This window comes from Bradyrhizobium sp. USDA 4472 (assembly GCF_054058595.1).
The window spans coordinates 3,467,501-3,489,630 of sequence record NZ_JBSSAM010000001.1; the positions used below are offsets into that span (position 1 = coordinate 3,467,501).

The following is a 22,130-nucleotide window of genomic DNA, read 5'->3' on the forward strand; positions in this document are numbered from 1 at the left end:
GACGAACCACTGCCCCTGATGGAAGCCACGCCGGCGCGGCTCGCCTGTTCTCCTGACATCATCGTCATCCAGCACGAATCCGTTTTCGATCCCCGTATTTTTGGGTTGCCGGTCGAACCGGTCGTCGCAGCCTTCCTGTCTCCGTCGAATGGCGAACATGGGCGCCTGAACGTCGACATCTTTGGTGGAGGTTCGTGGCAGTCCGAATTCAGCCTCCTCACCGGTCTCTCCAGCGCCAGCTTCGGTTCGAGCGCCTACTACCTCTTCAAGAAGGGCGCCGGCCGTTTCCACAGCAGCCTGCCGTGCTCGTTGGCGTCGCTCGGCTACAAGACGACACTCGTCTCCAGCTGTCGCCGCAGCTTCCTGGGTTACGATAAATTCTACAGTTCGATCGGCGTCGACGAGCGCATCTTCGTCGATGAGCTTCCTCCGCCATTCGATCCCGGCCGTTTCGAGGCGACAAATTCCGACGCGATGTTTCTGCATGCGGTCGTCGATGCGTATGCCAAAAGGGTCGCCCACGATCCGGCACCGAGATTTCTTTATGCACTGACCAACTTCAATCACGGTCCGCATAGCAGGCAATTGGTGCCATCCGGTCAATTCGAGACGGAGCGCGCTTTTGCCAGGGACAGCTGCCCCGATGCCGGTTACGTCGAGTACTACACGCGACTGGCAGAGACCGCGTCGGCCTGGCAAATGCAAAGAGCCAGGCTGGCAAGCAGCTTTCCTGACCGGCCTGTTCTCATCGTGCACTATGGCGACCATCAACCCGTGTTGACGAAGCAGCTCGACCGACAGCTGAAACATCAGCGAGATGGGCGGCATGCGTTTGGTACATTCTATGCGATAGAAGCCCTCAATATCCCCGATTTCAGTCCCGGACAGGCCGCCGACCTCGACATCGCCTTTCTCGGAACTGTCGCCTTGCAGCGGGCGGGCGTTGCGCTTGATCCGATCTTTGCAACGCGCGCGAGCCTGCTTGATGATTGCAGAGAAGCCTACTTCGCGTCGTCCTCCGAACGGAAACGTCGCTTCCATCGCACGCTCGTGGATCTCGGCCTGATCGATCTGATGCCCAACGCCAGGCCAGCGCGCTAGCCGGGCGCGCGCTACGGCGACACCGGGCGATGGCAAGTTTGGCATCGCGCAACGCCGGCGGTGTCCGCATTTCCGCCTCAGTTTAAGGTTGCGGTACCTCCGTTCAAGAGGGAGCGCGAATTATGGATACGAGCCGGTTCGTCACCGTGGGCTTGATCGGAGCCGCTGTCCTTGCATTTTCACAGGCAAAGGCGGCCTCGACAGATTGCTCAATAAGCAAGCTGGAGGGGCGCTATGTGTTCAATGGGCAGGGCACGAACCTCCACTACGGCATCTTCAATTTCGACGGCAGCGGAAAGTTCTCGGGCACACAGACGTCTCTTCGCCAAGCACGCGGCCCGGCGCGCGAAACGCTCGTCGGCACCTATTCCATCAATGCCGACTGTACGGGAACGATGATCATGGACGGTCAGCCAGGCGGCACGGCTCACTGGGACATCTTCGTGACCTCTGACGGGAAGAAGGGGCGCATGATCCGCACAGACGCGGGCGTAAGAGGCATTCGTACGTTTGAACAATGATGATGGGCCGCTTGGCGGCCTTTCTGACTTTCAAGATGTCAATTCTCGCCGAGCAGGCGGAGCAAATGCGACAGCATTGCTCCGCTTGGCCGCCGCAACAATTGACCAGCGTCAGGCGGACAGGAAAGCACGCGATCTGACTTGGGCGCCTGTGAGCTCGTCGACGCCGCCCATGCGTTTAGATGCACCTTTATGTCGGCTTGCCGGGCTTGGCCTCGACGAGGCCAGGTCTTTTCACCGCGAGTGTACACATTGGTACGGACGCCGGAGAGGGTTCGGAGAGAGAATAGCCGCGGCGCGCGTATTGTGTGTTTAGCGCGCTCGGCGGCCCCGGTGTCAGCCTCTCCAGCCCGGCGGCGCTTGGGGCCGTTCGTACCCGGCAGAGCTTAAAACAGCACCTGGAATCTGGATGCTGGCGTCTCCAGCTCAACCTCCCACTCGGAGCGTCGGCTGACGGGCCAATTTTCACGACGCCGAATGAGAACCGCTGCGTCACGCCGTTCAACACGGGCGGCGACCTCTGGTTCGCTCTGAAGGAGAGCCGTCCGTCCAGCTCGACCGAAGGTCTGTCGATGACAGCAATTCCGCGGTTAGCGGAAGTTTCCGGACCGGCCAGAAAAATGGCTGCTGGTAGGAACGTGCCCCCGGAACGCGTGTTTCTTTCTGCGGTCGAAGGAACATCCGCGATGGCGTTCCAGGTTGGCGTCGGGAACAGGCTTTTGGCGGCGTTTGCGCCCAGTGATCTCAATTTGCTTGCTCCCCATATCCAGAAGACGTCATTCGACTTTGATGCTGTGTTGGTGCGAACAGGAGATGAGTTCAAGCAGGTCTATTTTCCCCTTAGCGGGGTGATAGCGTTTCTCGTTGAAATGGCTGACGGACGCATTGTCGCGTCAACTCTCATGGGCTCGGAAGGAGCAGTCGGTGCACTGTCACTTCTAAGTCCCTCCCGATCGCCAGTCACGGCAACTGCCTATGTCCCCGGCGCAGCACTTCAGGTCCCTGTTGCACAGTTGCAGCTTGCGTTTGAGCAGAGCGCCACGGTCAGGCAAGTTCTCCGTCTCCATCTCCGCACACAATTGTTGCAGCTCAACAACGTGGCGGCTTGCAACGCGGTGCATCCGGTGGAATGCCGGATGGCTCGATGGCTGCTTGAGATCCACGACCGCGTCGGGCACAGTGGAATACAGCTAACGCAGGAGGCCTTGGCGCAGCTTCTCGGCGTACGCCGAACAACGGTGACGCTAACGATGCGCAAACTTCGAGCAGCAGGCGGTATACTATCTGACCGACGCGGGATGCTGGAGATCGACCGCAGGCGACTCGAGAAGATCGCGTGCGAGTGCTACGCGGTGATGCGACGCAGAATCAAACGCATGCACGATGAAGAGCTGCCAGTGGGATCGCCGGCTGAAGTGACGACGATAGTGGGTCCGTCATAGTCAAATGCGCGGACGCTTCGCCATTGGAAAGCTACCGCTGAGGGCTCCATTCGTGATCCCCGAGCATCGGCTCTGGAGGCGCGTTCGTGACATTTGCCGGTGTAGTTCGTGATGGTCGAGGCAACCGCTGCGCGTCTGCCTCGGCCGGTCAGCCCTGAGGGCGAGAGCACGGTGCAGCGCGACAGCCCAGGCGCGGGCGTTGGTTACGGCGTCAATCGGGAGCACCGTCTGGATCTCCTGCTCATGAGCGTTGCCGCCGTGAACCAAAGCGCTTCAACAACACAGGGGACGTAGTCATGGCGCCGGCGAGCTTGGGAATCGCCGAAGCAATTCCGGACGTCGCGTAGAGCGTCCCCTGGACCCGTCGGGCGAACCTCTCACCAGCCCCACCAGCGCATATGACAGCTATGGTTACTCAATTGCGTTGGGATTGCATTACATCTCGTAATTGTGAATAGGTGGGCCGTGTTTGAGGCGCAATGGATTTTCCAGTTCGGTGTTAGGTTTCGGGCGCACGCATCAAGCGTGCGTTAAGGGGCGGGAAATCACATCGTTGCGGGAGAGCTCCATGTCGGATCTAGTCGCGATCGTGTATCCATCCGAAGCCAAAGCAGAAGAAGTTCGGCAAAAAATCCTCGAGCTCCAGAAAGAGTATCTGATCGCGATCCAAGATGCCGTGATCGCGGTCAAGACCGGCGAAACGGTCAAGCTCAATCAACTCGTGAACACGACCATGGCGGGTGCCGCAGGAGGAAGCTTCTGGGGGCTGCTGTTCGGGATCGTGTTCCTGAATCCGCTCATCGGCGTGGCCCTCGGTGCCGGCGCCGGCGCACTGGGCGGCGCGCTGACCGATTTCGGTATCAACGATCAGTTCATGAAGGACCTCAGCGCGAAGGTGAAATCGGGAGATGCTGTTCTGTTCCTGCTGATCAAGAGCATGACTGCAGACAAGGTCCTCAACGAAATCAAGGCCGCGGGAGGGACTGTCCTGAAAACCTCTCTGGACGAAAAGAAAGAACAACACCTGCGCGATACTCTCGCCTCCGCTACCCAGGCCAAGGCTGCCTAGTCGTGTGAGGCAAAGCCCAAGGGGTTGGAGCCGAACACGAGAGCGGTCTTCGGTTCGGCCGACCTCCTTGCCGCTGCTAGGTCCGTTTCTCCGGAACGCCGCGTCACCGCGCGAGCAGTAAAGGTCCCTGCGCGGCTTCGCGTGCGGCCTGCCGAGCATTCGGGTCTGCTGTTTGGCGAGCTCTCTTCCTGGGCGGTCAAGAACCAAGGAGAAGATCATGCGGAAATGGATTTTTTGGATGCTCGCTCTTGCGGCTGCGTTGGCAGCGGTGACGACGACGGGCAGTCGCTCGCATGCGGGAATTATCGGGGGACCGCTGGGCCTGCATGAGGCCGCTGATGATCTTCGGCTTGCGGAGACGGTCCAATTCCGCTGGAGAGGCCACCGCTACTGTTGGTACACCCGCGGCTGGCGCGGCGCCGGCTGGTATCGGTGTGGCTTTGACTGGCGCCGCGGCCAGGGTTGGGGTGGTCCTGCCGGCTGGCATGGATGGCGGCACCCAGGCCGCCCGGTGGCTCGTCCGCCGAAGCCGGGCCGGCCGGGAATCCAGCGTCCAAGACCGCTCCCCGACACGGTGCCGGGTCGGCCGGGAGTCCGGCCGTTGCCCGACAGGATCTGACGTGATGGATACGCTCTCGCCGCCCAAGCACGCGCACTGGCGTTACATATCGACGCCCGACTATCGGCCGGTCTGCGCCTCCCGAATGGCGTGCGCTACGTCGCGAACGCCGCCTCCATCGCCTTCCGTGTCTTGATCGTCTCGTTGTTCGCGTCGAACTCCACGTCGCTCCAGCGCACGATCTCGCCATGGGCGATGTCGTGCTTCAGCCTGAGGCGGTGCGCAAGGCCGATCGGCAGGGCGCCGGCCTTCAGGCTCGCCGCCGCCGGCACCAGCTTGCCCCACACCGTGTAGCCGCCTTCGCCGTCCAGCATCTCGCCGGCGCGCAAACTGCGCTTGGCGACGGAGGCGACGTCGCCGCGGAAACCGAAGGGTTGCCCGGTCGGTTCGCCCCGGAGCGCCGCCGACAGCACCGAGATGTTCAGCTCGAGTCCGATCAAATGATACGGCTTGTACATCGCCGCGAACCGTCCGCTTGCATCGGTCTTCAGGCCGTATTGCCTGAAGCAATCCGCGGCGTAGTCGTTCGGTGCTTCCAGCACGACATAGACACCCCAGCGCAGATCGCGAAAGACCGGTCGTCCGTCGCGCTCCAGCGACGAAACGACCTCGACGACGCCCGACCGCTCCAGCACGCCGCCCTTGTCGCTGGGCCGCATGATGTGCGGGAGATCATCGACGCCGCAGGGCGGAAACAGAAGGCCCGCCGACGGCACGTCGAGCCCGCAGGCGTTCGCAATGGCCGCCATCTCGATGGCCGATTTGGTGCCGTCGAGGAAGGAGTTGAACATCTGCGGATTCATGCCGGCCGACTGCGCTTCGCCGGCGGTCAGGCCGTAATGCTGCCAGACGCCGTCCGGCGTCACGTCGTGATAGGCAGGCAGATATTTTGTGCCCTTGCCGGCCGCGACGACGCCAAAGCCGGTGGCGCGCGCCCAGTCGACCATTTCGGCGGTCAACGCCGGCTGGTCGCCATAGGCGAGCGAATAGACCACGCCTGCTTTCCGCGCCTCCTCGGCGAGCAGGGGGCCGGCGAGCACGTCGGCCTCGACATTCACCATCACGATATGCTTGCCCGCCGCGATCGCGGCGCGCGCATGCCTGATGCCTGCGGCCGGATTGCCGGTCGCCTCCACCACCACGTCCACTGCGCCGCCGGCGATGGCGCGCGCGCCGTCGTCGGTGAACATGGTGGCGGCGATCCGCTCGGTGCTCCAGCCGACGGTGCGGCAGGCCTCGCGCGCGCGGTCGCGGTCGATGTCGACGATGATGGGCACCTCCAGTCCCGGCGTGTGCGGTACCTGCGCCAAAAACATCGAGCCGAATTTGCCTGCGCCGATCAGCGCGACACGCACAGGCTTGCCGGCGGACGCGCGGGCCTGGAGAAGGCGGAAGAGGTTCATGGGAATGTGTCCGGTGAATTTCGTGGGACGCGCGTCCCTGTCGAATCGTCATGGCCGGGCTCGTCCGGGCCATGACGCCTGAGATGGTCGCGCGACTAAATCTACTCCGCCGCCTGCCGCGGCGCCCGCGCCAGCCGTAACAGCGCATCATCATCCACCGTCTTGATCGGCGCGAAATCGCGATGTGCAATGTACTCAGGCCGCGTCGGGGCGCGGATGTAGTTCGAGACCGCGTTCAAGGTCAGGTACACGATCTTGCGTGGGTAGGGCGTGATGTTGCCGCTCGAGCCGTGGACGAGATTGCCGTGGAACATCAGCATGCCGCCCGGCTTGCCGGTCGGCGCGACGATGCCGCCTTGCTCGACGAGGCGCGTCACGGTGTCTTCATCGAGCGTCCACAGCGGATACGATGTGGTCGAGAGGTCGTGCGAGGCCTGGAGATCGCCGGCGTTCTGGCTGCGCGGCACCAGCATGAGAGGACCGTTGATCGGCATCACCTCGTCGAGGAAGATCGCGATGTTCATCGCGCGCGGTTCCGGCATGCCGTCGTCGCGCTTCCAGGTGCCGTAATCCTGGTGCCACTGCCAGACGTCGCCGGTGAAGGCCGATTTCGCGTTGATCTTGAACTGGTGCATGTAGACGGGCTCGCCGAAGACCTGCTCGACCGGATCGATCATGCGCGGATGCGCGCCGAGCACGCCGAAGGCCTCGTTGTAGAGATGCGCGGCAAAGGCCGTGCGCGGCGCGCCGCTCTTCTCCCGCCAGACCTCCGGCCGGTTGGCGTCGTAAATGCCGACCGCCTCGCGCGCGAGGACATCGACCTCTTCTTGGGAAAACAGTTCGGGCAGGAACAGCCAGCCCTCGCGGTGGAAGAACTCCAATTGTGCCTCGGACAATTTCATGGGCCGTCCTCCTTGCTTTGTATTTATTTTTCTCGTCGTGGCACGGCGCGCGCGTTGCTACGCCGCCACCTCGTCCGTCGCCCTCAATCTCTCCTCGGTCATCCGTCCCGCCGTCTGCGCATGCGCCAGCGCCGCGTGTTCCGCGGCGTTCGCGTCGCCTGCGAGAATGTGCTTGGCGATTTCGGCATGCTCCGCCCAGGCGCTGCCGCGATAGTCGAGCTCGGACAGCACGGCCGCCATCGAGCGGCGCATATGCGGCCATTGCGGCGAGATCGTCTCCTCGATCACGGGATTGCCGGCGAGCTGATAGATGGCGCGGTGAAATTCGACGTCGAGCGCGATCAGCTCGGCGAGACCGGTCTCGCGATCGATGCGGCGTCCGGCGGAGAGCGCTGCGTCCAGCCGCGCGCGTCCCGCTGCCTCGGTTGCGGCGCGCCTCGCTGCGAGCCGGGCGGCCAGCGCGTCGATCGCGCCCCGCACTTCATAGAGCTGGCGAATGCGCGCGGGATCGAGCTGGGTCACTTCAAAGCCGCGCCGGCCGCTCTCGGCGACGAGGCCCTGCCGGTGCAGCAGATGCAGCGCATGCGACACCGGCTGGCGCGAGACGCCGAGCTTGTCGGCGAGCTCGTTCTGCCGGATGCGCTGCCCAGGCTGAAGCGTGCGGTCGGAGATCGCCTCCAGGATCCGGGCGTAGACCTGGTCGATCAGGTTGGGGAGCGGGTCGAGAGGAATCACGCCGGCGGCTCCAAAACGGAATACGGAATTCCGTATTCGAAAATACAGCGCTAAGGCGAGGCCGTCAATATGCCTGGGTTCTCGAAGCCTAAGTCATTGATTTTATTCGAGGCGGTCTACGGTGCATGGGGTTGTTTTCGAGATTGTGAGGCAGGACCAGCCGCTACGCCGTCAAAAACGCGCTCACGGCCTCACTGAACTCCTGCGGCGCCCGCTCGAACATCCAGTGGCCGGCATTGGGGATGACCGCCGTCCTGGCTTCCGCAATGTGCTCCGCCAGCACGCGCCATAGCACCGACAGGCTGCCCGTGGTGGCGCCGCCGCCGATCAGCAGTGTCGGCGTCCTGATCGCCTGCGCATCCGTGAGCGTGTAGGGCCTGCGCTGCTCGTTGATCTGGCCGAGCAAGGTGAGCGTGTTGTCGCGCAGTTGTTGCTTGGCGGCCGCGGGCACGCGCCGCCACGAGCCGTCGCCCTCGATGCCGTCGTAGAAGTTCTGCAGCGCGCCCTCGACGTCGCCGGCGCGGATCATCTCGACCGAGCGCATCGTCTTCGCAGCCAGGGGCGGATGCGCGGGCGTGCCTTCCGGCAGGGGCAGGCTGGCGTCGAGATCGCCGCCGGGCTCGACCAGCACCAGCCTGCGCAACAGATCAGGCCGGGCCTGGGCGACACGAAACGCGATGTGGCCGCCGCGCGAATGCCCCATCAGATCGACCGGCCCGGGCGTCACCTGCTCGATGAAGGCGATCACATCAGCGACATGCTGCGCCATCTTGTAGTCGTCGCCGACGGCGTCCCAATGCGCGGGGAAGAAATGCCGCAGGCTGACCGCGATCACGCGGTGGTTCGTCGACAGCGGGCCGAGCACCGGGTACCAGGTGCGGAAATCCCCTAAGGTGCCGTGCACGCAGACCAGCGGATGGCCCTCGCCGACTTCGAGATAGGCCATGTCGTAACCGTTGACGCGAAAGCTCTGCATGATCAGCTCGCCAGAAAGTCCAGGACCACTTCGCAATATTTTTGCGGCGCCTGCTCGAACATCGGATGCGTCGCGTTCGGGATGATCGCCGTCTTCGAATAGGGCACATGTGCGGCGAGTGCATGCAGCACCTTCGGCAGCAGGCCCTTGGTCCGCGCGCCCAGGACGAACAGCGTCGGCATCTTGATCGATTCCGCGTCCGCCCTGGAGAACGGCGGGCGGTTGTCGCGGACCTGGCCGATCAGCGTGCAGGCGTTGTCGCGCAGATTCTGCTTCACCATCGCCGGCAGCCGCGGCCAGGTGCCGGCGCCCTCCAGCGTGTCGACGAAGAAGGCCAGGCCGCCGTCGACATCACCCGCCGCGATCATCTCGGCCGAGGCCGTGAACCGCGCCAGCAGCGGCGAGGGGCCGCCGGCATGATCAGGATCGAGGGTCGCGTCGAGCTCGCCGCCGGGTTCGGCCAGCACCAGCCGCCGCAGCAGATCGGGACGCTGCTGCGCCACACGGAAGCAGATGTGCCCGCCGCGGGAATGTCCCATCAAATCGACCGGGCCGAGCTCGAGCTTGTCGATGAAGGCAATGACGTCACTGACATGCTGGGCGATCGAATAGGTCTCGCCGACACCGTTCCACTTTGCCGGGAAGAAGTGCCGCAGACTGGGGACGATCATCCGATGCCGCTGCGTCAACGGGCCCAGCACGCAACCCCAGACACGGAAGTCGGAGAGCGAGCCGTGCACGCAGACCAGCGCCGGCCGGCCTCTGTCTTCGCCCACGTCGAGATAGGGCATGTCATAACCAAAGACGTGGAGGCTTTGCATTCTGGGCTCGTGAAACGGGCGGAACTCCTGTGCACGATTCCCGGAAACCGGGTGGATCGCAACTATTTCCAAGCCTAGATTTAGGCCGAGAACACAATGGGGGCATGCGAGAGCGACGCAAGCTCAGGAACCCAGCCATGACCGACCAGTATTTCGCCCTGTTCGACACCAGGATCGGCCTCTGCGCCATCGCCTGGGGCCCGCGCGGCATCAACGGCACGCAGCTGCCGATGGGCGGCGAGCAGAAGATCCGCACCCGCATCAGCCAGCGCCACGCTGAGGCCACCGAGGCCGAGCCGACCGCCGAGGTGCAGCACGCGATCGACCGTATCGTGAAGTTGCTCGCGGGCGAGCCCGACGACCTCACCGACATCGAGCTCGATCTCGATGGCGTGCCCGAGTTCAACCGCGGCGTCTACGAGATCGCGCGCGCCGTTCCGCCCGGCAAGACCATCACCTATGGCGACATCGCCAAGCAGCTCGGCGGCATCCAGCTGTCGCGCGATGTCGGCCAGGCGCTCGGCCGCAACCCGTGCCCGATCGTCGTGCCTTGCCATCGCGTGCTGGCGGCCGGCAACAAGCCCGGCGGCTTCTCCGCGAATGGCGGTGTAGTAACCAAGCTGAAGATGCTGGAGATTGAAGGCGCGCTGGTGAATCACACGCCGAGTTTGTTTGATTGAGCCCTAAATCTTCGCCGCCGTCTTCGGCCAATATCGATCGCGCAGATGCCGCTTCACCAGCTTGCCGGTCGGCGTGCGCGGCAGCTCGGCTTCGAAATCGATCGAGCGCGGGCATTTGATCGCCGAGAGGCGGCTCTTGCAATAGGCGATCAAGTCTGCCTCGAGCGCCTTGCCGGCGTTCCTCATGTCGTGCGGCTGCACCACCGCCTTCACCTCTTCGCCCATCTCCTCGTTCGGCACGCCGAACACGGCGACGTCGGCGATCTCGGGGTGGGTGATCAGCACGTCCTCGGTTTCTTGCGGGTAGATGTTCACGCCGCCCGAGATGATCATGTAGGACTTGCGGTCGGTGAGGAACAGGAAGCCATCCTCGTCGAGATAACCGACGTCGCCGAGGGTCGACCAGCCCTTGGCGTTGTAGGCCTTCTTCGTCTTTTCAGGGTCGTTGTGATAGGTGAAAACGGGCGCCTCGGCGAAATAGACCGTGCCGATCTCGCCGACCGGCTGCTCCGCGTCGTTCTCGTCCAGAATCTTGATCTTGCCGACCACGGCGCGCCCGACGCTGCCACGATGCTCCAGCCATTGTTGCGAGTTGCAGACGGTGACGCCGTTGCCCTCCGAGCCCGCGTAATACTCGATCAGGATCGGTCCCCACCACTCGATCATCTTCGCCTTCACATCGGCCGGGCAGGGCGCCGCGGCGTGGATTGCGCCCTTGAGCGTCGAGACATCGTATTTGGCGCGGACCTCGTCCGGCAGCTTCAGCATGCGCACGAACATGGTCGGCACGAGCTGCGATTGCGTGACCTTGTATTTCTCCACGAGCCTCAAGAACTCCTCGGCGTCAAAATGCTCCATGATGATGGAGGTGCCGCCCAGCACGATCGCCATCATGTTGAAGCGCAGCGGAGCGGCATGATAGAGCGGCGCCGGCGACAGGTACGTGCTCTCGGCATTCATGCCGCACATGTCGGCGCAGAGCACGCGCAGGAATGCGTTCGGCACGTCGATCTTGTTGCCCTCGAACGCTTTCTTGATGCCCTTCGGCCGGCCGGTCGTGCCCGACGAATACAGCATATCATAGCCGGCGACCTCGTCCGCGATCGGTGTGGTCGGCTGCGCGGCGGCTTCCCTGTCGTAGGAGCGGAAGCCGGGCAAGGGCTCGTCGACCATGTAGAAGATCGGCTCGCCCGGCGCGCCTTTGACCAGGTCCTTGATCTGGTCGGCGCATTTCGGCGTGGTGATGACGACCTTGGCGCCGCAGTCCTTGACGATGTAGTCGATCTCGTCCTGCTTTAGATAGCGGCTGATCGCGGTGTAATAGAGCCCGCTGCGTTGTGCCGCCCAGCAGATCTCCATGAAGGCAAGGCGGTTTTCCATCAGCAGCGCGATGTGGTCGCCGGCCTTGAGCCCGAGCGAGCGGAACAGCTGGGCTCCCTGGTTCGAGAGCTCGTCGAGCTCGCGATAGGTGATCGCCTTGCCGGTCCCGGCCATTTGATAGGCGATCTTGTTTGGTGTGGAGCGGGCGTAGATGGAGGGGTGGGTCATGGCGGTTCCTCAAAAACGCGAATGGCGAGTAGCGACCGGCAAATAGGGAAAAAGGAAAACCGCTCTCCGCCTACTCACCGCTCGCTACTCGCCACCCGCTACTCGCCTTTGTCTTTCTTACAGCCGCTCCACGATCGTGACGTTGGCCATGCCGCCGCCTTCGCACATGGTCTGGAGGCCATAGCGCTTGCCGCGCTGGTGCAGGGCGTGAACCAGCGTCGTCATCAGCTTGGTGCCGGAGCCGCCGAGCGGGTGGCCGAGCGCAATGGCGCCGCCATTGACGTTGAGCCTGCTGGGATCGGCGCCGGTGGTCTTCAGCCAGCCTGTCGGCACCGAGGCGAAGGCCTCGTTGACCTCGAACAGGTCGATGTCGTCGATCTTCATGCCGGCCTTCTCCAGCGCCTTCTTGGTGGCGTGCAGCGGCGCATCGAGCATGATGACGGGATCGCCGCCGGTCATGGTCATGTGATGGATGCGCGCCAGCGGTGCGAGGCCGAGCTGTTTGAGGCCGCGCTCGTTCACGACCATCACGCCGGAGGCGCCGTCGCAGATCTGGCTGGCGCTGGCCGCGGTCAACTTGCCGTTCTCGGCGATCAGCTTGACGCCCTTGATGCCTTCGAGCGTGGCGTCGAAGCGGATGCCTTCGTCGATGTGGTGGATGTCCTTGGAGCCGTCAGCGCGGGTGATCTCGAGCGGCACGATCTCCTTCTTGAAGTGACCGGCTTGTGTGGCCGCGATCGCGCGCTGATGGCTCTGGAAAGAATATTCGTCGAGATCATCCTTCGACAGACCATACTTCTCCGCCATCATCTCGGCGCCGGTGAACTGGCTGAACACGATGTTGGGATATCTCGCCTCGATGCCCGGGCTCTTGTAATTGCCGAAGCCGTTCTTGGCCGGAAGTTGCGAGGAGAGGCCCATCGGCACGCGCGTCATCGATTCCACGCCAGCCGCGATCACCACGTCCATGGTGCCGGACATCACAGCCTGTGCGGCGAAGTGCAGCGCCTGCTGCGAGGAGCCGCACTGACGGTCGATCGATGTGCCGGGCACGCTCTCCGGCAGCTTTGACGCCATGATCGCGTTGCGTGCGACGTTGTTGGACTGCTCACCGACCTGCATCACGCAACCCATGATGACGTCCTCGACCAAAGCAGGATCGACCTTGGTGCGATCGACCAGTTCGTCCAGCACCTTGGCGGCGAGATCGGCCGGATGCCAGCCGGCGAGGCGGCCCCCCTTGCGCCCGCCCGCGGTCCGCGCAGCGGCGACGATGTATGCCTCGGCCATTTCGGTCTCTCCCATGATTATTTTTGATCAGGTTGGGCTGTCGGAGCGGATGTAACGGGTGGGACATCGTTTAGTCAATCGATCAATTAACTCTTGTGGGGAGGCGCTGCTTGGGCTTATCTGCGACCCGCTTCATGCGGCTTGAACAGGGATCTCCGTGGCTACCAGCGTACCGAGCAAGCTCCCCAGCGGAAAGAATTCCACGGCAGAGAAATTGCTCGTGGCCGCCAGCGAGTTGATGATCGAGCGCTCCTCGATCGAGATCTCGCTCTCCGACATCGCGCAGAAGTCCGGTGCCAATGCCGCGCTGGTCAAATATCATTTCGGCAACAAGGATGGCCTGCTGCTGGCGCTGCTCGCTCGCGATGCCGCGACCGAGATGTCCAACCTCGAATACCTGCTGGCGCAGCCGATCACATCGACGGCGAAGCTGAAGCTGCATATCGGCGGCATCATCCGCGCCTATCACCGATTCCCCTATATGAACCGGCTGATCCACTATCTGCTGCATGAGAGCGTTGCCGGCTCCGCTGACGAGGTCTCGAAGTTCTTCGTCGCGCCGCTGCTGGACTTTCATCGCCGTCTGCTCGCGGAGGGCGTCAGCCGCGGCGAGTTCCGCCAGACCGATCCGGTGCTGTTCTACACCAGCCTGATCGGCGCCTGCGATCATCTGTTCTTCGGCCGGCACGCGATGTCTCGCGCGACCGGCGTCGGCCCGGTCACCGACGAAGTCTGCCGGCAATACATCAAACACATGGAAACGCTGATCTGCGGCGGCATCCTCACGCAAGTCGAGGAAGCTGCCGCGGCCGGATAATCCGGCCATCACTCATAAGTCTAGAGAAGAAACGTCCAAGGAAAGGTAGCCTGTCATGGAATTGAAAGACGTAGCCGTTCTCATCACCGGTGGTGGTTCGGGTCTCGGCGAAGCGACCGCACGGGCCATGGCGGCCAAGGGTGCCAAGATCGGCGTGATCGACCAGAACAAGGAAAATGCGGAGAAGGTCGCGGCCGAGGTGAAGGGCGTCGCGCTTCATGCCGACGTCACCAGCGAAGAGCAGATCAAGGCCGCGATCGCCAAGGCGGAAGCTGCGCACGGCGTCGCCCGCGTGCTGATGAACTGTGCCGGCATCGGCGGCTCGCAACGCATCGTCGGCCGTGACGGTGTCTATCCGCTCGAAAAGTTCGCGCGCATCATCAACGTCAATCTGATCGGCACTTTCAACTGCCTGCGGCTGTTCGCAGAGCGCCTCGTCACAATCGAGCCTGTTGGTGAGGAGCGCGGCGTCATCATCAATACCGCCTCGGTTGCCGCTTATGAAGGCCAGATTGGCCAGATCGCCTACTCCGCCTCAAAGGGCGGCGTCGTCGGACTGACCTTGCCTGCCGCGCGCGACCTCGCGAGCCAGAAGATCCGCGTCAACACCATCGCGCCCGGCCTGTTCTTCACGCCGCTGCTGATGGGGCTGAATGAGGAAGCCCGCAAGAGCCTTGGCGCCCAGGTGCCGCATCCCTCGCGTCTTGGCGATGCCAAGGAATACGGCGCGCTTGCCGTGCACATCGTCGAAAACGCGATGCTGAATGGGGAAACCATCCGTCTCGACGGCGCCATCAGGATGGCCCCGCGGTAGGAGGTGAGCTTCTTACCCTCCCCTGGAGGGGAGGGTCGATCGCGCGCAGCGCGAGCGGAGTGGGGTGATCTCTCCAAGCGGGCAGTGTCTCAAGCCGGAGAGACCGTCACCCCACCCCGTCTCACATTTCGCTGCGCGCAATGTGAGCCGACCCTCCCCTACAGGGGAGGGTGGGAGACGGTCCCCGTGTGACACGAAAGTGCGAGGCACCCATGTCCCAACCGCTGCTGATCGAGCACGACGACGGCGTCGACCGGGTGACGCTCAATCGTCCTGACCGTCTCAACGCTCTCGATCCGTCTTTGATCGACGCGCTCAACGCCTATTTCCAGGGACTCCAGCGCAACCGTGACACGCGCCTCGTCGTGCTGAAGGGCGCCGGCAAGAATTTTTGCGCCGGCCTCGATCTGAAGGCCGCAATGGCGCGGCGCGCCGGGCAGCAGGAGCCGCCGGGCGTGACGGAGTCGCTGGATTCCCAACGTCGCATCGCCGACATCGTGATGCTGATGCGGCGCTGTCCGCAGCCGATCCTGTCGCTGGTGCAGGGCGCGGCGGCCGGTGGCGGCTTTGCGCTGGCGCTGGCCTCCGACATTCGCGTCGCGACGAAATCGGCGCGAATGAACTGCGCTTTCATCAAGCTCGGTCTCGGCGGCTGCGATATCGGCACCAGCTATTTCCTGCCGCGGCTCGTCGGCGTCTCCGTCGCCTCCGAACTGATCCTCACCGGACGCTTCATTGGTGCCGAACGCGCCCTCGCAGTGGGGCTCGTCTCGGAAGTCGTCGACGAGGACAAGCTTGATGCCGCGGCCGAGCCTTATGTCGACGCGATGATGACGGCTTCGCCGGTCGGGCTGCGGCTGTCAAAGGAATGCCTCAACATGAGCCTCGATGCAGGATCGCTGGAAGCCGTTATCGCGATGGAGGATCGTAACCAGATCCTGTGCAGCCGTTCCGAGGAATTTTCAGAGGGCATCAGGGCCTTCCTTGAGAAGCGAAAGCCTGTCTATATCAAGCGCTGAAGGACAAAGATCCGCTCAGGGCAATAATTCCGGGAGACGCAAAATGAGTGGAAGCGCGGCGGCGGTGATGGCGAAGCCCGCCTTTCGCAAGGTCGAGTGGCTCGCGCGCGACATTGCTGTCGAGCGGCGCGCTGACGGCACGGTGGTGCTGAAGTCGCGCATTCCCTTGCAGGTCTACGAAAAGCATCTTCCGGCTTCGCTCGCAAAATGGGCGAAGGAAGCGCCCGAACGTATCTGGCTTGCGCAACGCTGCGGGCCAAATCGCGAGTGGCGCAAGGTTTCCTACGGTGAAGCCAAGCGGACCGTGGATGCGCTGACGCAGGCGCTGCTGAACCTCAAGCTCGACGGGCGCCCGGTCGCGATCCTCTCCGGTAATTCGATCGAGCACGCGCTGATGACGCAGGCCGCGATGCAGGCGCGCGTCCCGGCGGCCCCAGTCTCGCCTGCCTATTCGCTGATGAGCCACGATCACGTCAAGCTGAAATACCTGTTCGACTTGATCAAGCCCGCCGTGGTGATGGTGCAGGACGGCCCGGTGTTCGAGAAGGCGCTGAAAGCACTCGATCTCACCGGCGTCACAGTCGTTCACGTCGCGCGGCCCTGTCAGGGCATCAAGAGCGTCAGCTTTGCCGATCTCGCCGCAACGCCCGTGACTAAGGATGTCGAAGCGTCGATCGCCCAGATTACGCCCGATACGGTCGGCAAGCTGCTGTTCACGTCGGGCTCGACCGGCATGCCCAAGGCGGTCATCAACACGCAGCGCATGATGTGCGCCAATGCGGCCATGATGATGCAGGTGCGGCCGCGCATGCCCGGCGGCCCGCTGGCCACTGTTCTCGACTGGATGCCCTGGAATCACACCATGGGCGGCAATGCCGCGTTCCATCCGGTGCTGATTGATGGTGGCACGTTCTATATCGACGAAGGCCGACCGATGCCGGGCCAGTTCGAGGAGACGATCAGGAACCTGCGCGAGATCTCACCGACCTATTACGCCAACGTGCCGGCCGGCTACGCCGCGCTTGCGGCTGAGATGGAGAAAGACGACGCGCTCTGCCGCTCGTTCTTCAGGAATCTCTCGATCATGGCCTATGGCGGCGCGCGATTGCCTGACGATCTCTACGACCGCATGCAGGCACTCGCCGTGAAGACCACCGGCGAGCGCATCGTGTTCTACACCGGCTGGGGCTCGACCGAGACGTCGCCGACTTCGACCGGCACCTATTGGGACACCGAGCGCGTCGGCCTGATCGGCCTGCCGTTCCCCGGGGTCGAACTGAAGATGGTGCCGTGCGGCTCGAAATACGAGCTGCGCTTGCGCGGCGTCAATGTCACGCCCGGCTATTTCGGCCAGCCGGACCTGACCAGGAAGATGTTCGATGAGGAAGGTTTTTACTGCATCGGCGATGCCGGCATCTTCGTCGACGAGTCCGATCCGGTGAAGGGCATCATCTTTGCCGGGCGTGTCGTGGAAGACTTCAAGCTCACCACCGGCACCTTCGTGCATGTCGGCTCGCTCCGCACCGACGCGATCGCGGCTGCGACGCCCGTCGTGCACGACGCGCTGGTCGCGGGACAGGATCGCGCTTTCATCGGCCTTCTGGCGTGGCCGAACCTGCACGCTTGCCGGCAGCTCGTCGGCAATCCCGAGCTCGGCTTGGAGGATGCGGTGAAGCATCCTGACGTGATCGCCTGCTTCAGGCGCGGGCTGGAGGTTCACAACAAGGAGTGCGAAGGCGCCAGCAGCCGCATCATCGCCCGCGCGATGTTGATGGCCGAGCCGCCCTCGATCGACGGCAACGAGCTCACCGACAAGGGCTACATCAACCAACGCGCCGGCCTCGAGCGTCGCGCGGCGCTGGTCGAGCGGCTCTACGCCGACAAGCCGGATCAAGACGTCATCATTCTCAAGTAACCCATCAATACGGACATGCGCCATGAACTTCGATTTCTCCGATGACCAGAAGCAGCTCCGTGATCAGGCGCGCAAATTCCTTGCCGAGAAGTGCCCGCCCAAGGCGGTGCGGGTCGTCCTGGACGGCAAGGCGCCGTATGACAAGGAGCTGTGGAAGGGCCTTGCCGAGATGGGCTTTCTCGGCGTCGCGATCCCCGAGGAATTTGGCGGCGCCGGTGCGGGCCACCTCGAGCTCTGCGTGATCGCCGAAGAGATGGGCCGGGCCAATGCGCCGGTACCGTTCTCCTCGACCGTGTATCTCGCTGCCGAAGCACTGCTGATCGCAGGGAGTGACGCGCAAAAGAAGAAGTGGCTGCCCGCAATCGCCTCGGGCGAGGCGATCGGCACGCTGGCGCTGTTCGAGGGCAAAGGCAATCCCACGCCGAAGAACGTGAAGCTGACGGCCGCGAACGGCACGCTCAATGGCGTCAAGAAGCCTGTGCCGGATGGCGCCATCGCCAACTTCGCCGTCGTCGCTGCCCGCACGGGATCGAGTGGGCGCGGGAATGACACCTCGCTGTTCCTGGTCGATCTCAGGGACGGCGGCGTCGAGGTGAAGAGCCTGACCAATCTCGATCCGACCCGCGGGCAGGCGGAAATCACGTTCAACGACTGCAAGGCCGAGCCGCTCGGCGCGGCGGGCGAAGGCTGGAGCATCTTGACTCAGGTGCTCGACCGCGCGGCGGTGCTCTGTGCCTTCGAGCAGGTCGGCGGCTCCGACCGCGCGCTGGAGATGGGCCGCGACTACGCACTCGACCGCATCGCCTTCGGCCGCCAGATCGGTTCGTTCCAGGCAATCAAGCACATGTTGGCGGATATGTACGTGTCGGCGACCCTGGCACGTTCCAATAGCTATTATGGCGCCTGGGCGCTCTCGACCAACGCCGCCGAACTGCCGGAAGCCGCGGCCGCCGCGCGCATCAGCGCGACGCAGGCGTTCCAGCATTGCGCCAAGAACAACATCCAGGTTCACGGCGGCATGGGTTTCACGTGGGAATTCGACTGCCACATGTACTACCGCCGCGCCAACGCGATGGCGCTCGGCCTTGGCAGCTTGTCCTATTGGGAAGATCTGCTGATTGACCGCATGCGCAAGAAGAACGCGGCGTAAGCGAAGGGTACCGTCATGAACTTCGACGACACCCCGCAGGAAGCGGAATTCCGCCGCCAGGCGCGCGCGTGGATCGATGCCAACGCGCCCAAGCAGTACGAGGATGAACTGCGCAGAGCCTCGCTCGGCCGGACCGTGCTCAAGAACGCCGATATTCTTGATGTCGCAAAGGCCTGGCAAAAGAAAAAAGCCGATGCCGGCTGGGCGTGCCTGCATTGGCCGAAGGAGTATGGCGGCCGCGGCTCGTCGCCGATCGAGCGCGTGATCTGGCAGCAGGAAGAAGGGCCGTTCGGCCAATTGTCCCGCATGTTCATCATCGGCCACGGCATGTGCGGGCCGACCATGATGGCGTTCGCGCGCGAGGAGCATAAGCGCACCTATCTGCCGCCGCTCGCATCGGGCGAGAAGGTGTGGTGCCAGCTGTTTTCCGAGCCCGCCGGTGGTTCCGACGTCGCAGGGCTTCGCACGCGCGCCGAAAAGGATGGCGACGATTGGGTCATCAACGGCCAGAAGATCTGGACCTCGGGCGCGCATTATTCCGACTACGGCATCCTGCTCACCCGCACCGATCCCACCGTGCCCAAGCACAAGGGGCTCACCATGTTCTTCCTGGACATGAAGAGCCCGGGCGTTGAGATCAGGCCGATCAAGCAGGCGAGCGGAGCCTCCGACTTCAACGAGGTCTATTTCACCAACGTCCGCATCCCCGATCATCAGCGACTCGGCGAGGTCGGCGACGGCTGGAATGTCTCGCTGACCACGTTGATGAACGAGCGCAGCGCGATCGGCGCGGCCGTCTCGACGGGTTTTCCTGAATTGTTCGAGTATTGCTCCAGCCTGATGCTCGACGAAGGCCCGGCGATCGAGGATCGTGCAGTGCGCTCGAAACTGGCGAGTTGGGCAGTGAAGGCGAGCGGGCTGAAATACACCAGCATGCGCGCCATTTCGGCGTTGTCGAGGGGCGAGCGCCCGGGTCCGGAGAACTCCATCGGCAAGCTGGTCGCGGGCTCGATGATCCAGGATGTTGCGAGCTACGCGCTGGATCTGCAAGGCGCGAACGGCGTGGTCAGCGGCGAGGATGCCGAACTGGCCGGCCGTTTCCAGGCGATGCTGCTGCGCGCGCCGGGCACGCGTGTCGAAGGCGGCACCGACGAGATCATGCGCAACATCATCGCCGAGCGTGTCCTAGGTCTGCCCGGCGACATCAGGGTCGACAAGGACGTGCCGTTCAACAAGATCCCGACCAAGGGAAGAGGGTAGAGGTTCGCCATGAATTTCGACGACACCCCGCAGGAAGCTGCGTTCCGCGAGACCGCACGCAAGTGGGTCGATGCCAACGCGCCGAAGCAGTTCGAGCAGGAGCTGTCGAAGTCTTCGCTGGGCCGCATCAGGCTTGCCAAGCATGATATGGTCGAGGTCGGCAAGGCCTGGCAGAAGAAGAAGGCGGAGGGCGGATGGGCCTGCCTGCACTGGCCCAGGGAATATGGCGGTCGCGGCGCGACCCCGATCGAGCGCGTGATCTGGCAGCAGGAGGAGGGCGTCTACGGCAAGCTGACGCAACCGTTCCAGATCGGCGAGGGCATGTGCGGTCCCACCGTCATGGCCTGGGGCAGCGAGGATGCCAAGCGCCGCTATCTGCCGAAACTCGCCGCGGGCGAGGAGATCTGGTGCCAGCTTTTCTCCGAGCCGTCCGCCGGCTCCGATGTCGCCGGCCTGCGCACGCGCGCGGAGAAGAGGGGCGACACCTGGGTCGTCAACGGCCAGAAGATCTGGACGTCAGGCGCGCATTACTCCGACTACGGCCTGTTGATCGCGCGCACCGATCCCAATGTGCCCAAGCACAAAGGCCTCACCATGTTCTTCCTCGACATGAAGAGCCCGGGCGTCGAGGTCCGCCCGATCAAGCAGGCCAACGGCATGCAGGAGTTCAACGAGGTCTATTTCACCGACGTGGTGATCCCCGATAGTCAGCGGTTGGGGGCGGTCGGCGAGGGCTGGAGCGTGTCGCTGACCACGCTGATGAACGAGCGCATGTCGATCGGTGCGCGGCTCGCGACCGGCGTCCCCGAGATGTTCGAGTTCTGCTCGAAGTTGATGCTGGAGGACGGGCTCGCGATCGACGATCCGGCCGTGCGATCCAAGCTTGCGAGCTGGGCGGTGAAGTCGAGCGGGTTGAAATACACGAGCTACCGCGCGATCTCGGCGCTGTCGAAGGGCGAGCGGCCGGGACCGGAAAACTCCATCGGCAAGCTGGTGTCGGGCCTGATGCTCCAGGACATCGCAACTTATGCGATGGGCCTCCAGGGCGCGGCCGGTGTTTTGACGGGCGGCGACGAGGAGATTGCGCACGGCCAGTTCCAGCAGATGCTGCTGTCCTCGCCCTCGATGCGTATCGCCGGCGGCACCGACGAGATCCTGCGCAACATCATCGCCGAGCGTGTGCTGGGTCTGCCGGGTGACATTCGGGTCGACAAGGACGTGCCTTACAACAAGATCCCGACCAAGGGGCGGTGATACGGTCTCCAACACGAGCTGACCCATGGACGCAAAAGTAAACCAGACCAACCGCATCGTCGTGCTCGAAGAGCTCCTCAACGAGCGCTACTCCGTCCGCGCCTTCCTCCCCAAGGAGGTCGATCGCGCCACCATCGAGCATGTGCTGACCACCGCACAGCGGACCGCGTCCTGGTGCAACAGTCAGCCCTGGCAGGTCATTATCGCCAGCGGTGAGGCGAAGGAGCGCTTCCGGCAATTGATCTACAAGGAGGCCTCAGCCGGTCTCGGCGATGATTATGATTTCACGCCGCCGCGCGAATATGTCGGGATCTATCTCGAACGCCGCCGCGAGAGCGGCTTCCAGCTCTACAACACGCTCGGCATCCCGCGCGGGGACAAGATGGGCTACGCCAAGCAGGCGCTGGAGAACTATAATTTCTTCGGTGCGCCGCATGTCGCGATCGTTCACACCGACGAGGCGCTCGGCATCTACGGCGCGATCGATTGCGGGGCCTACGTCTCCAATTTCATGCTCGCGGCCCAGGCGCTCGGGCTCGGCACGATTCCGCAGGCCGCACTTGCGCGCCATTCCGGCCTGATCCGGCGTCACTTCAACCTGCCCGATGACCGTCGCGTCGTTTGCGGCATCTCGTTCGGATATGCCGACGTCGCGCACAAGGTGAACAGCTACCGTACCTCGCGGGCAACGGTGGCCGACACGGTGACGTTCGTCGAGAAGTAATCGCGCGACAATCGGCGATCACACAGGCATGCGAAGACGGCCGCGCGAACGGCCGTCTTTACAGCTGTCA

Annotated in this window: 20 protein-coding genes (1 of these 20 cut by a window edge); 13 read left to right on the forward strand and 7 right to left on the reverse strand. The window is 63.5% G+C overall.

Features of this window, described 5'->3' with window-relative positions; translation table 11 throughout:
- The 4 genes from ACVWZ4_RS15975 to ACVWZ4_RS15990 form a co-directional block, all read left to right on the forward strand.
- Positions 1-1,101, forward strand: partial view of a sulfatase-like hydrolase/transferase gene (locus ACVWZ4_RS15975; RefSeq protein ID WP_456790267.1) — the 3' portion only. 564 nt of this gene lie to the left of the window's left edge; the window shows 1,101 of its 1,665 coding nt (coding positions 565-1,665); the start codon falls outside the window, past its left edge; its stop codon occupies positions 1,099-1,101.
- 122 nt (positions 1,102-1,223) lie between these two features.
- Positions 1,224-1,622, forward strand: coding sequence for a hypothetical protein (locus ACVWZ4_RS15980; RefSeq protein WP_456699843.1), 399 nt, complete (start codon positions 1,224-1,226; stop codon positions 1,620-1,622).
- Between the two features lie 308 nt (positions 1,623-1,930).
- Entirely contained in the window at positions 1,931-3,064 is a 1,134-nt protein-coding gene (locus tag ACVWZ4_RS15985; protein WP_456740713.1) for a Crp/Fnr family transcriptional regulator, read from the forward strand.
- A gap of 568 nt (positions 3,065-3,632) precedes the next feature.
- Positions 3,633-4,133 (forward strand): DUF1269 domain-containing protein, encoded by a 501-nt coding sequence (locus tag ACVWZ4_RS15990; RefSeq protein WP_456699841.1) that lies wholly within the window; start codon positions 3,633-3,635, stop codon positions 4,131-4,133.
- A gap of 714 nt (positions 4,134-4,847) precedes the next feature.
- Here ACVWZ4_RS15990 and ACVWZ4_RS15995 read toward each other — a convergent pair.
- The 5 genes from ACVWZ4_RS15995 to ACVWZ4_RS16015 form a co-directional block, all read right to left on the reverse strand.
- Positions 4,848-6,155, reverse strand: a complete 1,308-nt coding sequence (locus tag ACVWZ4_RS15995) for an NAD(P)H-dependent oxidoreductase (RefSeq protein WP_456737151.1) — start codon at positions 6,153-6,155, stop codon at positions 4,848-4,850.
- Between the two features lie 101 nt (positions 6,156-6,256).
- The gene (locus ACVWZ4_RS16000; protein ID WP_456699839.1) at positions 6,257-7,057 is read right to left on the reverse strand and encodes a phytanoyl-CoA dioxygenase family protein; all 801 of its coding nucleotides are present in this window, start codon (positions 7,055-7,057) and stop codon (positions 6,257-6,259) included.
- A 57-nt stretch (positions 7,058-7,114) separates the two neighbouring features.
- Positions 7,115-7,792 (reverse strand): GntR family transcriptional regulator, encoded by a 678-nt coding sequence (locus ACVWZ4_RS16005; protein ID WP_456740714.1) that lies wholly within the window; start codon positions 7,790-7,792, stop codon positions 7,115-7,117.
- A gap of 163 nt (positions 7,793-7,955) precedes the next feature.
- On the reverse strand, positions 7,956-8,768 hold the full coding sequence (locus ACVWZ4_RS16010; protein WP_456740715.1) for an alpha/beta fold hydrolase: 813 nt from the start codon (positions 8,766-8,768) through the stop codon (positions 7,956-7,958).
- A 2-nt stretch (positions 8,769-8,770) separates the two neighbouring features.
- The gene (locus ACVWZ4_RS16015) at positions 8,771-9,589 is read right to left on the reverse strand and encodes an alpha/beta fold hydrolase (protein WP_456699836.1); all 819 of its coding nucleotides are present in this window, start codon (positions 9,587-9,589) and stop codon (positions 8,771-8,773) included.
- A gap of 137 nt (positions 9,590-9,726) precedes the next feature.
- Here ACVWZ4_RS16015 and ACVWZ4_RS16020 point away from each other — a divergent pair, with 137 nt between their 5' ends.
- On the forward strand, positions 9,727-10,269 hold the full coding sequence (locus ACVWZ4_RS16020; protein WP_456737153.1) for a methylated-DNA--[protein]-cysteine S-methyltransferase: 543 nt from the start codon (positions 9,727-9,729) through the stop codon (positions 10,267-10,269).
- A gap of 3 nt (positions 10,270-10,272) precedes the next feature.
- Here ACVWZ4_RS16020 and ACVWZ4_RS16025 read toward each other — a convergent pair whose 3' ends face one another.
- Both ACVWZ4_RS16025 and ACVWZ4_RS16030 read right to left on the reverse strand, forming a co-directional pair.
- Complete coding sequence (locus tag ACVWZ4_RS16025; RefSeq protein WP_456699834.1) at positions 10,273-11,817, reverse strand: acyl-CoA synthetase; 1,545 nt, start codon at positions 11,815-11,817, stop codon at positions 10,273-10,275.
- A gap of 117 nt (positions 11,818-11,934) precedes the next feature.
- Positions 11,935-13,107: an acetyl-CoA C-acetyltransferase gene (locus ACVWZ4_RS16030; RefSeq protein WP_456699833.1), complete on the reverse strand. Its 1,173-nt coding sequence runs from the start codon at positions 13,105-13,107 to the stop codon at positions 11,935-11,937.
- A 214-nt stretch (positions 13,108-13,321) separates the two neighbouring features.
- Here ACVWZ4_RS16030 and ACVWZ4_RS16035 point away from each other — a divergent pair, with 214 nt between their 5' ends.
- The 8 genes from ACVWZ4_RS16035 (at position 13,322) to ACVWZ4_RS16070 (ending at position 22,060) form a co-directional block, all read left to right on the forward strand.
- The gene (locus ACVWZ4_RS16035; protein ID WP_456705093.1) at positions 13,322-13,924 is read left to right on the forward strand and encodes a TetR family transcriptional regulator; all 603 of its coding nucleotides are present in this window, start codon (positions 13,322-13,324) and stop codon (positions 13,922-13,924) included.
- Between the two features lie 55 nt (positions 13,925-13,979).
- Positions 13,980-14,738, forward strand: coding sequence for an SDR family NAD(P)-dependent oxidoreductase (locus ACVWZ4_RS16040; RefSeq protein WP_128954145.1), 759 nt, complete (start codon positions 13,980-13,982; stop codon positions 14,736-14,738).
- Between the two features lie 212 nt (positions 14,739-14,950).
- Positions 14,951-15,757 (forward strand): enoyl-CoA hydratase/isomerase family protein, encoded by an 807-nt coding sequence (locus ACVWZ4_RS16045; protein WP_456740716.1) that lies wholly within the window; start codon positions 14,951-14,953, stop codon positions 15,755-15,757.
- A gap of 43 nt (positions 15,758-15,800) precedes the next feature.
- Positions 15,801-17,672, forward strand: a complete 1,872-nt coding sequence (locus tag ACVWZ4_RS16050; protein ID WP_456740717.1) for an AMP-binding protein — start codon at positions 15,801-15,803, stop codon at positions 17,670-17,672.
- Between the two features lie 22 nt (positions 17,673-17,694).
- Positions 17,695-18,822, forward strand: coding sequence for an acyl-CoA dehydrogenase family protein (locus ACVWZ4_RS16055; protein ID WP_456740718.1), 1,128 nt, complete (start codon positions 17,695-17,697; stop codon positions 18,820-18,822).
- A 15-nt stretch (positions 18,823-18,837) separates the two neighbouring features.
- The gene (locus tag ACVWZ4_RS16060; protein WP_456740719.1) at positions 18,838-20,082 is read left to right on the forward strand and encodes an acyl-CoA dehydrogenase; all 1,245 of its coding nucleotides are present in this window, start codon (positions 18,838-18,840) and stop codon (positions 20,080-20,082) included.
- Between the two features lie 9 nt (positions 20,083-20,091).
- Entirely contained in the window at positions 20,092-21,336 is a 1,245-nt protein-coding gene (locus ACVWZ4_RS16065; RefSeq protein ID WP_456740720.1) for an acyl-CoA dehydrogenase, read from the forward strand.
- 25 nt (positions 21,337-21,361) lie between these two features.
- Complete coding sequence (locus tag ACVWZ4_RS16070) at positions 21,362-22,060, forward strand: nitroreductase (protein ID WP_456699827.1); 699 nt, start codon at positions 21,362-21,364, stop codon at positions 22,058-22,060.
- Positions 22,061-22,130: the final 70 nt, after the last annotated feature.